General features: G+C 33.7%; 11 protein-coding genes. 8 read left to right on the top strand and 3 right to left on the bottom strand.

Annotated features, from left to right (window positions below):
- Nucleotides 1-7 precede the first annotated feature (7 nt).
- Complete coding sequence (locus tag DK508_RS16000) at nt 8-787, bottom strand: DUF3298 and DUF4163 domain-containing protein (RefSeq protein WP_109301797.1); 780 nt, start codon at nt 785-787, stop codon at nt 8-10.
- Nucleotides 788-900: 113 nt separating this feature from the next.
- Between DK508_RS16000 and DK508_RS15995 the strand changes: the two genes are divergently transcribed.
- The 7 genes from DK508_RS15995 (at nt 901) to DK508_RS15965 (ending at nt 9,895) form a co-directional block, all read left to right on the top strand.
- Nucleotides 901-2,040: a cystathionine gamma-synthase gene (locus DK508_RS15995; RefSeq protein WP_109301796.1), complete on the top strand. Its 1,140-nt coding sequence runs from the start codon at nt 901-903 to the stop codon at nt 2,038-2,040.
- Between the two features lie 103 nt (nt 2,041-2,143).
- Entirely contained in the window at nt 2,144-3,487 is a 1,344-nt protein-coding gene (gdhA, locus tag DK508_RS15990) for an NADP-specific glutamate dehydrogenase (protein WP_109301795.1), read from the top strand.
- Between the two features lie 123 nt (nt 3,488-3,610).
- Entirely contained in the window at nt 3,611-5,338 is a 1,728-nt protein-coding gene (locus DK508_RS15985; RefSeq protein WP_109301794.1) for a DUF5018 domain-containing protein, read from the top strand.
- Between the two features lie 144 nt (nt 5,339-5,482).
- Entirely contained in the window at nt 5,483-6,010 is a 528-nt protein-coding gene (locus DK508_RS15980; protein WP_109301793.1) for a DUF4136 domain-containing protein, read from the top strand.
- 87 nt (nt 6,011-6,097) lie between these two features.
- A complete protein-coding gene (gene recO / locus DK508_RS15975; protein WP_109301792.1) occupies nt 6,098-6,817 on the top strand; it encodes a DNA repair protein RecO in 720 nt (239 codons plus the stop codon).
- Nucleotides 6,818-6,892: 75 nt separating this feature from the next.
- Nucleotides 6,893-9,229 carry a TonB-dependent receptor plug domain-containing protein gene (locus DK508_RS15970; protein ID WP_370443852.1) on the top strand — a complete coding sequence of 779 codons (2,337 nt, stop codon included), beginning with the start codon at nt 6,893-6,895 and terminating at the stop codon, nt 9,227-9,229.
- Between the two features lie 12 nt (nt 9,230-9,241).
- Entirely contained in the window at nt 9,242-9,895 is a 654-nt protein-coding gene (locus DK508_RS15965) for an HAD family hydrolase (protein WP_109301790.1), read from the top strand.
- Here DK508_RS15965 and DK508_RS15960 read toward each other — a convergent pair.
- Together DK508_RS15960 and DK508_RS15955 are read right to left on the bottom strand one after the other, a co-directional pair.
- Nucleotides 9,892-10,386 carry a nuclear transport factor 2 family protein gene (locus tag DK508_RS15960; RefSeq protein WP_109301789.1) on the bottom strand — a complete coding sequence of 165 codons (495 nt, stop codon included), beginning with the start codon at nt 10,384-10,386 and terminating at the stop codon, nt 9,892-9,894. The genes DK508_RS15965 and DK508_RS15960 overlap by 4 nt on opposite strands.
- Before the next feature lie 4 nt (nt 10,387-10,390).
- Entirely contained in the window at nt 10,391-10,924 is a 534-nt protein-coding gene (locus DK508_RS15955) for a hypothetical protein (protein ID WP_109301788.1), read from the bottom strand.
- Between the two features lie 488 nt (nt 10,925-11,412).
- Here DK508_RS15955 and DK508_RS15950 point away from each other — a divergent pair, with 488 nt between their 5' ends.
- A complete protein-coding gene (locus DK508_RS15950) occupies nt 11,413-12,990 on the top strand; it encodes a solute:sodium symporter family transporter (protein ID WP_109301787.1) in 1,578 nt (525 codons plus the stop codon).
- Nucleotides 12,991-13,000: the final 10 nt, after the last annotated feature.

Raw genomic sequence — 13,000 nt, 5'->3', positions numbered from 1 at the left:
AGTAGTGTTATTCGATTTCTATTGCTAAAAAAGGAGTTACATCTTCTTTTGGTATTTTTATTTCAACAGGACCTTCAGCATACGAACTGATTTCATAGGAGTTATAATGTAGTATGATTTGATCTTTGGTAAACCCAATGTTTTCAGGCAAAGCGAATTGATCATTTTCAAAAAAAAATCCTGTACTATTAATAGATTCGTGTTCAAGAATTTCTTGCTTTGATCTAAATACTCTTTCTGTGTACCTTTCAAAATCATTAAATTCTTTAAATAAAGATTGGTTAGAGAATCGTTTACCAGTATATGGGTCTATGTTTATAAAAGTAATCGCACCATAGCCATGTGCTCCTCCTGTAAACAGATAGGAGTCCATTAGTACCGAAATCAGATTTGAACATTGAAAATTAATATTGCAATTAATGTTGGCTTCATAAGGCACAATTTCATCATTAAATTCATTACTTATCTTTATAAATGAGCGATTAAACTCCAACATGGCTTGTTCAATTGTATTCTCTGATTCGTTTTCTCCAACATTTAAAAGCATACACGCCGTGTTCTCAATTTCCTTATTTATTGTCATAGAAATTTGATCATCTTTAATACTTCTTAATAAATTAATTTCGAGTAGAGCACAATCTATATTTTTACAGTTTGACAAATTATCGGTAGACAAATGGTAGGCTTCAAAAGTTAAGGACTCCCGGGTATTGCAGCTAAATATCCCAACCATAATTAAGATAAAAAATATCAATTTGAGGTTGGTGTTAGGTTTTGTGTTAATCATCTACTAAAGGTATTCAATGAAATGTGATTAGAACGAATTAAATCATACATTTGTGTAGTTTTTTAACAAAAAAACGACGAAGTTAATTTTTCTTATTTAAAAGAGATCATTTAGTGAAATTTAATACGAAAACAATACACGGGGGGCAAAAGCATGATCCAGCTTACGGGGCTGTGATGCCTCCGATTTATCAAACTTCGACGTATGCTCAAACCACACCAGGAGGGCATAAGGGTTTTGAATATAGTCGAACACATAACCCTACTAGAAAAGCATTAGAAGACGCATTGGCAAGTATTGAAAATGGAAAATTTGGATTAGCTTTTGGATCTGGATTGGCCGCCATAGATGCGATAATAAAATTGTTGAAATCTGGGGATGAAGTCATTTCTACAAATGATTTATACGGTGGAACGTATCGATTGTTTACTAAGATTTTTGAAGATTTTGGGATTAAATTCCATTTCATTGGTATGGATAATGCCGATAAAATAGCAAACTATATAAACGATAATACGAAACTGATTTGGGTAGAAACTCCAACCAATCCAATGATGAATATTATTAATATTAAGGCAATGGCAGAGGTTTCAAGAAAACACAATTTGTTACTTGCTGTAGATAATACTTTTGCAACTCCTTATTTGCAGAGACCATTGGATCTAGGAGCCGATATTGTGATGCATAGTGCTACTAAATATATTGGAGGACATAGTGATTTGGTAATGGGCGCATTAATAGTAAAAAATGAAGAACTTGCCAAAAAACTATATTTTATTCAAAATGCTAGTGGTGCAGTTTGCGGGCCACAAGATAGTTTCTTAGCTTTAAGAGGAATTAAAACATTGCATATTCGTATGCAGCGTCATTGTGAGAACGGAGAAGCGATAGCAAAATACTTAAAGAGCCATTCTAAGATCGAAAAAGTGTATTGGCCTGGTTTTGATGATCATCCTGGTCATAATGTTGCTAAGGAACAAATGGATGGTTATGGTGGTATGATTTCGTTTGTTACAAAAGGAAGTAATTACGATAGTGCAATTAAAATAGTAGAAAACCTGAAAATTTTCACCCTGGCAGAATCACTCGGTGGAGTAGAAAGTCTTGCAGGGCATCCTGCTAGTATGACCCACGCTTCTATACCAAAAGAAGAGCGTGAAAAGACTGGAGTTGTAGATTCATTAATTAGATTAAGTGTAGGAATAGAAGATGTTGACGACTTAATTGCCGATCTAGAACAAGCAATAGGATAAGGTGTTATTAAATTGAAAAAAATACACCTGTTTTTTTAAGAATATCATATATTTGAACCGATAAAATAACCTTCGAATAAGAATCCATTAATTTAATTAACATATGCAAGCAAAGATAGATGCATTCATGGAAGAAGTAAGAGCTCGTAACGCGCATGAGCCAGAGTTTTTACAGGCAGTACAAGAGGTTGCCGAAACCGTAATCCCTTATATTGCTACAAAAGAAATTTATAATGGTAAAAACATTCTGTTAAGAATGGTAGAGCCGGAGAGAGCGATTATGTTTCGTGTGCCTTGGGTAGATGATAAAGGAGAAATTCATGTCAATAGAGGATATCGTATACAGATGAATTCTGCTATTGGACCATATAAAGGAGGATTACGTTTTCACCCAACAGTGAATATTAGTATACTAAAATTTCTTGCCTTTGAGCAAGTATTTAAAAATAGTTTGACCACACTACCAATGGGTGGTGGTAAAGGAGGATCTGATTTTAATCCAAAAGGCAAATCTGATGATGAAATTATGCGTTTTTGCCATAGCTTTATGAGTGAATTATTTAGGCATATTGGCCCTGATACAGATGTTCCCGCTGGGGATATAGGAGTTGGTGGTCGTGAGATTGGTTTCTTATTCGGAATGTATCGTAAAATGCGTAACGAATTTACTGGTGTATTAACTGGTAAAGGAATTACTTGGGGAGGATCTCTTATTCGCCCTGAAGCTACAGGGTATGGTGCTGTTTATTTTGCACAAAATATGTTAGAAACTAAAGGAGAATCATTTGCGGGAAAAACAGTTACGGTATCTGGTTCTGGAAATGTTGCTCAATATGCTACAGAAAAAGCAGTTCAATTAGGAGCTAAGGTGGTTACACTTTCAGATTCTTCTGGATATATTTATGATAAAGATGGTATTGATACCGAGAAATTGGCGTTTGTGATGGAACTTAAAAATGTAAAAAGAGGACGTATCCATGAGTATGTAGAGAAATACCCTTCGGCAGAATTTCATAAAGGTAAAACTCCTTGGGGAGTAAAATGTGATATAGCGCTACCATGTGCTACGCAAAATGAATTAAATGGAGACGATGCTAAAACGCTTATAGCGAATGGATGTGTTTGTGTTAGTGAAGGGGCAAATATGCCAAGTACTCCCGAAGCAATTACTGCTTTTCATGAAGCTAAAATATTCTTTGCACCAGGTAAAGCCTCTAATGCAGGAGGTGTTGCAACTTCTGGGTTAGAAATGACTCAAAATTCGTTACGTTATAACTGGACTCGAGAAGAGGTTGATGATAAATTAAAACAAATTATGAAAGATATCCATTCTGCTTGCCTTGAATACGGAGGTGATGGTAACGGATATGTAGATTATGTAAAAGGAGCTAATATTGCAGGTTTCGTAAAAGTTGCAGACGCAATGCTTGCTCAAGGAGTGATCTAATAGTAATAAATAAAATTTTTAAAAGCCGTTTAAAAAATTATTTTTTAAACGGCTTTTTTTATTTAAAAAATTATCTTTGCCGCCTGCTACCCGCCACTTTATTAATTCAATATTTAAAATAAAATGACAAAAAATCTATTTAGATTAGGGCAAGCTATGTTCTTTTCGATCCTAATTGGGTGTTTTTCTTCATGTGATGAAGATGAGGAAGAAGTAATTTTAAGTGATAGTAATTTTATTACATCATTTAAAGTAACCAGTGATGATTATGAACAAAATTTTGAAATCAAAGATAACGCAGTTGACGGGACTGTGCCTTATTATGTAAATGAAGAAGAAGTTCAATTAACAGTAATAATCTCTCCAAAAGCTTCAATAGAACCAAATCCGGCAACAATTACTTCTTTAAAAGAACCAGTAAATTTTATAGTTACTGCAGAAAACGGAGAAAAACGGGAGTACACTGTACATATCAATAGAGTGTTAAATACTGAGAATTCTCTTTTATCTTTAAAACTTACAAGTGGAGATTTTGAAAAAGATTTTGAGATTCAGGATGATGGCGTAGCAGGAATGGTACCTTACTACGTTAATAATGAAGATGTAAGTTTTGCTATTGAGCTCTCTGATCGGGCAACTATCGAACCTGATCCAAGTACGATTACTGATATTAAAAAGTCTATTAATTTTGTAGTCACGGCAGAGAATGGAGAAGCAAAAAATTATTTGGTTGATATAAAAAGAGAGTTAAGTCCAGAAAAAGCAATGTTATCTTTAAAGCTTACAAGCGGAGATTTTGAAAAAGATTTTGAGATTCAGGATGATGGTGTAGCAGGAATGGTACCTTACTATATTAATGATGAAGATGTAAGTTTTCTTATTGAACTTTCTGATCGGGCAACTATTGAACCGGATCCAAGTACGATTACTAATATTAAAGAATCTATTGATTTTGTAGTTACGGCAGAGAATGGGGAAACAAAAAATTATCTGATCGATATAAAAAGAGAATTAAGCCCAGAAAAGGCAATGTTGTCTTTTGAAATTATGACTAATCTTTTCGAAATAGGTTTAGATATTGATGAAGAAAATGGAAGAATTAATCAAAGAATATTTCCTAATACTGACCTTACTTCTATATCTACAAAGACTTCAATTTCTGATCGAGCCACTATAACTCCGGATCCAGAAACTGTGATGGATTATTCCACTCCTGTAACATATACAGTTACGGCAGAAAATGGGGATACTAAAGAATATGTAATTGACATAGCGCTAATGGATGAAGATTATGCTGTGCAATGTGATATCACAAATGCATTTAAGTGGTTTGGTGGAGATGATAGAGAAATAGATCCCAATTTTCCGAACGCATTTGGACAAAGAAATGTAGGTACTGGGCAAACAGTAATATTGAAAAAAGATACATACCCAAGTTCATTTGGCGCACATTTCCGTGAAGGATTAGCTTCTCATGCTACTGGTGTTTCATATAGTGGAGACTTTGAGTTAAAATTAAACATTAGAGAATCTGATGGAACAATCATAGCCTCTAAAACGACTACCGTTACGGGTCCATTTAATGGTGGTTGGATAGATTTCGATTTATCGTCATTGAATTTGTTATTGAAAAAAGATACTAATTATTATTTTTTATGGCATTTGGTGAATGGGGAGGCTCTAGCAGTAACAATGAGCTCTACGGCAAATCTAGAGGAAACTGATGAAGTACATAATGCTGGTGGTTTTTCGGGTCAATCTAGAGAAAGAGATAATACAAGTCTTGAAGATTGGGATGTTTGGTTTCCACACGAATGGCATTTTAGCTTTAGAATGGAAGGTAAACAGTAAATAAAAATTATACACAAAAAAAGCTGCTTGAGTATCATTCAAGTAGCTTTTTTTATTTAAAAAACGCATAGATTTTTTTTAAATAATAGAACAGCGCAGGCTTATAAAATTTAGTTACGTACTTTTATAGTAAAAGCAATTGTTATGAAGAAACTAATTATTTTATTCTTTTCAGTTTTTTTGGTTTCGTGCGGAGCATCAAACTTGGGGTATGATTATGATGAAAAACAAGATTTTTCTGCTTATAAAACATATAATTTTTTCCCCGAAATGAATTCGGGATTAAGTGATTTAGATCAAAAACGATTGATCGAAGTAACAGAGAGTATGATGAAGAATCAAGGATTTGTGAAAGCCATTAATCCTGATGTTTATGTTAATTTTAGTGCAGTAACTACACAAAGATCTTCAAACAACAATGTAGGTGTAGGAATTGGTGGAGGGAGTTCTGGAATTGGTATAGGTGTGGGAGGATCAATACCTATTGGTGGTCCAAAAGTTTATATGAAAATCACTACAGATTTGGTAGATGTAAAACGAGATGAACTGGTTTGGCAAGCAATTACCGAAAAACGATTTTATCCTCATGCCGCGCCTCATGCGCGCATCGATTTTTTTCAAAAAATAATGAGTAAAGCAATGATGGGTTATCCCCCAGAGCAAAAACAATAAGTAAGTTTTTATAAGGATCTACCTTATTTTGGGAATCATAAAATGGTCGAAGGAACACCATACTTTTATTAATTATTTTCGTGCTATATGATTATTAATTCTCCGGCAATAGTAATACAATCTATACGGTATGGTGAGGCAGATTTAATTGTTTCACTGTTTACCAAAACCGAAGGGTTACGGTCTTATATGCAAAGAGGTGTGCTAAAGTCAAAAAAAGGTAAAATTCGTTCTTCTTTTTTTCAACCCTTGATGTTATTAGAGATTGAAGCATCGCATAAAAATAAAGGGACTTTAGAGCGTATCAAGGATGCAAGAGTACTCACTCATTTTAATTCGTTACATACGGATTTTGTTAAAAGTTCTTTGGTGTTTTTTATTTCAGATATTCTAAAAAGTTCCATTCAAGAAGAAGAAGCCAATGTCGATTTGTTTGAATATTTGCAAACTACGATTCTATGGCTTGATACCAATGAAGCAATAGGTAATTTTCATATCACTTTCTTAATAAAACTAACCCAATATTTGGGTTTTTTTCCTGATGTATCCGATGTAGATTATGAATATTTTAATATGCAAGATGGTATTTTTCAGGCAGGAAAAACCAATTTATACTGTGTTAAAGGTGATCATGTTTCCAAATTTAAAATTTTTTTAGGCACAACATTTGAGGAGAGTATGAATATTAGATTATCAAAGATTGCACGAAGTGAGATTCTTACTATGCTATTAGTATATTTTGAGTTACATTTGCACGGTTTTAAGAAGCCCAAATCGCTCTCTGTATTAAGAGAGATTTTTAATTGAATTATGCGTTTATTTATATCAGTTTTATTTATTTTACTTTGCTTTCCATTTGTAAATGCGCAGAAGATATCGGTAGTGAGTAAATCTTCTAATGTTCCGGTAGATAATGCTGCTATATATAATGAAGATAAATCAAAAAGTACGGTGACTGATTTTGACGGAATAGCAGATGTGTCGATATTCCTGGATAATGAGATTTTATACTTTGCTCATGTTTCGCATGCTCCTTTTAAAATGCTTAAATCAGAGATACTTAAATCTGGAGGTAATGTTTATCTAGATGTTGATGAGAATCAACTTTCAGAAGTAGTGATCTCGGTATCCAAATGGGAACAGGACAAAAAAGATATTTCGCAAAAAATAGTTAGTATTTCTGCAGAAGATATAGCCTTATCTACACCACAAACCTCTGCTGATCTTTTACAAAGTAGTGGACAAGTATATATTCAAAAAAGCCAATTAGGGGGAGGGAGTCCTATTATTAGAGGGTTTTCTACCAACAGATTATTGTTAACGGTAGATGGCGTACGTATGAATACCGCTATTTTTAGAGGTGGAAATGTACAAAACGTAATATCTGTAGATCCATTTACAGTACAAAGGACCGAAGTGATATTAGGCCCGGGTTCTGTAGTTTATGGTAGTGATGCCGTTGGAGGGGTTTTAAATTTTTATACTACACAACCAAAATTTGCTATATCCGGAGAATCAAAACTTAGCGGAAATGCTTTGGTTAGATATGCAAGTGCAAGTAATGAAATTACGGGTCACGTTGATGTAAATATTGGACTAGAGAAATGGGCGTTTTTAACGAGTGTGAGTTATACGGATTTTGATGATCTAAAAATGGGAAGCAATGGTCCTGATGATTATTTACGAAATGAATATGTAGAGAGAGTAGATGGGGTTGATGTAGTAGTGCAAAATGATGATCCAGAAGAACAAGTGTTTACGGGGTATGATCAAGTTAATCTGTTACAAAAGGTTCATTTTACCCCTAACGAAACGTGGGATTTTAATGCAAGTTTGATTTATACAGAAACATCAGATTATCCAAGATATGATCGTTTAATTAGACGTACAGACGGAAATCTAAGATCTGCAGAGTGGTTTTATGGTCCGCAGCGTTGGTTCATGGGTAATCTTCAAGTAGCGCAAAAGTCTAATGGTACTTTTTATGATAAAATGAGGATTACGGCAGCATACCAATTCTTTGAAGAGAGTAGAAATGACCGTAATTTTGGAAGTACAACATTAGAAAGAACGCAAGAGCAAGTTGATGCATATTCTATCAATTTGGATTTCGAAAAAAAATATAATAAAAAGATATCGCTTTATTACGGATTAGAATATGTGCTAAATAATGTGTTTTCTGATGGTTCGCAACTTAATATCGAAACAGGCGAAACAATTTCGGCACCTTCAAGATACCCAGATGGTTCTACCTGGCAATCTATAGCTGCTTATTTAAGTGTAAAAAATAATTTTAGCGAGAAATTGAGGTTTCAAGGAGGACTGAGATATAATAGAATCATCTTGTATTCTCAATTTGATGATGAATTTTTTAACTTTCCTTTTGATGAGGCAAATATAGATACAGATGCAATAACTGGAACAGCTGGATTGAGCTGGTTACCAAATGATATTTTACAGTGGAAACTTAATTTTTCAACAGCATTTAGAGCGCCTAATATAGATGATGTAGGTAAAATATTTGATTCAGAACCTGGATCTGTTGTAGTACCTAATCCAGATTTGAAGCCAGAATATGCCTATAATGGTGAACTAGGGTTAAGTGCAACTATCGGAAAGAATTTTTCACTAGATTTAGCTACCTATTATACATATCTTGATAATGCATTAGTACGAAGAGATTTTAGCCTTAACGGAGAAACTCAGATTGATTTTGGAGGAGAGCTTAGTAATGTACAAGCCATTCAAAATGCAGCTAGAGCTAGAATTTATGGTTTTGAAGCAGGGGTTAAGTACGAATTCGCTAGTAACTTCGAATTTGCTTCTCAGTATACTTTTGTTGGAGGAGAAGAAGAGTTAGATGACGGAGATATAACACCATCAAGGCATGTATCTCCACAATTTGGTAATACCAGTTTGACCTATACTACGGATAAATTGATGATTAGCACTTTTGCTACGTATAACGGTAAATTTGATTTTGAAGATCTAGCTGAGTCACAACGAAATAATGATTTCTTGTATGCTCAAGATGAGAACGGAAACCCTTTTTCTCCTTCTTGGTATACACTTAACCTTAGAACGCAATATCAATTTACTAAAGGAATAACCGGAATATTCTCTGTAGAAAACATTACAGATCAGCGATATAGGCCATATTCTTCTGGAATTTCGGGAGCAGGAAGGAATTTTATAGCTTCTTTAAAGTACGCCTTTTAATACTTACGTTTTTTGAAAAATACGCTATACATATTCGATATTGATGGCACACTTACAGATAGTGTACCTATGTACCTTATTTCGGTTACCAAATCATTAGAATCTCTTGGGATTCTTGATATTGATACTGATTATAATAATTATAAACATCATACCGATAGTTATGCATTAAGGTATAATTACGAACGTAATTTTAAGAAAGATATGCCTCATGGATTATTAAATGATTTTGAGGAAGATCTGGTGCATCAAATGAGTAAATTTGATGAGATAAACGAAATTATAGGAGCTGGAGCGTTGCTTCAGTATTTTAAAAAATTAGATATTCCTTTTTGCTTTGCTACAGGAGCATTACCAAAACCAGCAATGGTAAAACTTGAACAATGTAACCTATGGTATGATGAGCAGATTTTGGCGACTTCAAAAACACATGAATCTAGAGAAGGGTTTGTAATGGATGCTATAGAGAGGGCAAAAAAGTTTTATTCGATCTCCAAATTTGATAGAATTGTATCTATTGGTGATGGCTTATGGGATTTAAAAACAGCCAAAAACTTATCATTAGATTTTGTGGGCATTGGAGATAGAAATAAGCAAAAACTTATTGCTAATGGAGCAGAGCATTGCTTCTCAAATTTAGAAGAATTTCAGCAAAGCTTAAACTAGTTTTTACCAGATCTTAATGTACTCATTAAATCGGTGTCAAATTTCTTCTTAAGCGATGTTATTTCCTTTACATTTTCGTTAGGGATGGCTATAGATAATACGTAGTGTTTTATTTTCCAGCCTTTAGGAGTTTTTAAAAGTACCCCACTACCTCTACAAATACCCATTTGAGTATCTAATAATTCATCAAACCAGGCAATAGTTGCGTTATCCTTTACAAAAATGTTTCTCTGGAGGGTCGAAAAACTCCATGCTTTACCTTTATCAAAATAAGGTTTTGAAAAAGCTTTGAAGTCATTGTATGACCAATTTTCTGTGGGATCCGTACCTATAAATATGGCATCGTCTGTCATAAGTTCGAAATAGGCATCAAAATTTGCATCGGCAGCTGCTTTGTGCCAGGCATCTAGAGTTTTATCAATTGCAGTATTTTGTTGCCCATAGCCAAATATGGATAACAATATTAGGGAAGAGATGATTAGTTTATGCATGGTCTTATTCTTCTTTATTTTCTAGTTCTCTTAGGAGTTCCTTTTCAATGTTTTCTGGTATGGCTAATGATAATTCATTAAGCTGGATAATTAGACTATTGTAAGCTGTTATTAAACGCGTGTTAGCATCTAATACCTTTTCTGATTCAGGATGTTTTTGTTCTGTTAATTGTCGTAGTAACCCAGCTTCAGTTAATAAAATAGTTATTCGAGCATTTATAGTATTTACATTTAAATCCTCAGATAGATTTTCTTCAAAAGTTTGAATCAGTCCATTTATACTATCGGCATATTTGCGAACATGAAAAGGATTAGCTCCTCTCATCGTTTGTGTTAAATTCTTGAGATTTTTAAAATCCTCAAAACTACTCAGATCTTTTTCTGCTTGTGTAGATAATTTTAAAAGATCTAACGATATGCTTTTTTTGGAAAGACTATCCAGAGGCATTATCTGGATGTCTTCTTGGACATTAACATTTGTTTCGTTTTTACATCCAAAGCATAATAATATAATTCCTAAAAGAAGAAATAATCTCATTTCAATGATTTATTAATAAGGACTCAAAAATAGACTATTTATGTCAATTGAATTTCTAAATAATTTAAAATATGAATGCTTGTATTGGAATTATCCCAAATGAAGAAATTAAAAAACCCCGAATAAAAATTTATTCGGGGTTCAACAAATGCATAAGTAATTTAGGTTAAGACTCCGGGCGGTAGTCAAGGTTTTGTACCAATTTTCGTCAAGTTTGAGTTTGTGTTTTGTTGGTACTTGGATTACAACCATAAAGCCTGTTGAATAGTATTCTTTTAAGGAAAAATTAACATTCATTTAGTATATGGATTTGTGTTTGCGTGCTTATAACAATAGGGCTAAGAAATATGCTAATTACTATATATTCAAAGTATTTGCTTTGCGATTTCTAAGTATATGTTTTGTTTTTTATTAAAATTTACTAGTAAAAACATTAACAGTTGACCGAAATAAATCATATTTATTTAAATCTCAAAAACACAAACAACATGGGATTACTTTCCTTTTTAGGTTTCACCTTATTGGTAGGTGTAATTTCTTATTTAGCTACTCGAAAAACGAATGAAAATACAGCCGATGGTTATTTTCTTGCAGGAAGAAGTTTGTCTGCTATTACTATAGCGGGTTCGTTATTATTAACCAATCTTTCTACAGAACAAATTATAGGTCTTAATGCGGATGCTTTTACAGATGGAATTTTGGTGATGGCATGGGAAACGCTGGCCGCTATAGCCATGGTAATTACAGCGGTGTTTTTATTACCTAGATATCTGAAAGGAGGACTCACTACGATACCTCAGTTTTTAGAACGTAGATATGATACGACCACCAAAGCAATAACCTCGGGCTTGTTTCTCTCGGGATATGCTATAATTTTGCTGCCAATTGTTCTATATACAGGAGCTGTGGCTATTAATACCATGTTCGACATTCCAGAATTGTTAGGAGTATCAGAGTTCGTATCTATTTGGATATGCGTATTTAGTATTGGGATTATAGGTTCTATCTATGCTATTTTTGGAGGCCTCAAGGCAGTAGCTATATCAGATACTGTTAATGCTGTTGGGTTGTTAATAGGAGGGATTATGATTCCTATTTTAGGGTTGTTAGAAATTGGAGATGGTAGTATTTCTGAAGGGTTTACTATTTTACTGCAGGAGCATCCCGAAAAGTTTAACGCTATAGGGTCAAATGATTCTAAGATCCCTTTTGCAACTATTTTTACAGGAATGATGTTGGTGCAATTATTTTATTGGGGTACCAACCAAGCTATTATTCAACGTGCTCTTGGAGCAAAAAATCTAAAAGAAGGACAAAAAGGATTATTATTAGCGTCATTTATTAAAATACTAGGTCCGTTGATCGTTGTACTTCCCGGAGTAATTGCATTTCATATGTTTGGAGATACGCTTGGCAAAGCAGATCAAGCATATCCTACTTTGGTTAAAGAAGTGCTTCCAGTATCTTTGGTTGGTTTTTTTGCGGCAGTGATTTTTGGAGCAATATTAAGTTCATTTAATAGTGCGTTAAATAGTTCGGTCACTTTATTTGGAGTAGATATTTACAATGAGTATGTTAACAAACAAGCGACAGAGATTCAAATCGTAAAAGCGGGTAAGAAATTCGGAATTTTACTTGCTTTATTTGCAATGATAATTGCACCTTTCTTATATTACACCGAAAGTATTTTTGGGTACTTACAAAAGGCAAACGGGTGTTATAGTATACCTATTTTAACAATAATTGTAGTAGGGTATCTAACAAAAAGAGTTCCCGCAATCGCAGCTAAAGTTGCAATTATTTCTGGAGCTTTACTGTACTTAGGATATGTAATTCTTGATAGCACCATAATGAAAGGGGTTTTTCCTCACTTTTTGCATATTATGGCCATTGTATTTGTTTTGAACATTACTGTAATGCTTGTGATCGGAAAATTATACCCTAGAGAATTACCCTATGAGCAGCAATATACAAAAGAGGTGGATATCACTCCATGGAAAGCAGCTCGGTATGTTGGAGTTGTTATTTGCACTATAGTTGTATTTTCGTATATATACTTTTCTTAAATAGGATATT

The sequence above is a fragment of the Aquimarina sp. AU474 genome, from assembly GCF_900312815.1.
Taxonomy (GTDB): Bacteria; Bacteroidota; Bacteroidia; order Flavobacteriales; family Flavobacteriaceae; genus Aquimarina.
The sequence above is the reverse complement of the archived record's forward strand: the minus strand, read 5'-3'. Positions and strand labels throughout refer to the sequence as shown.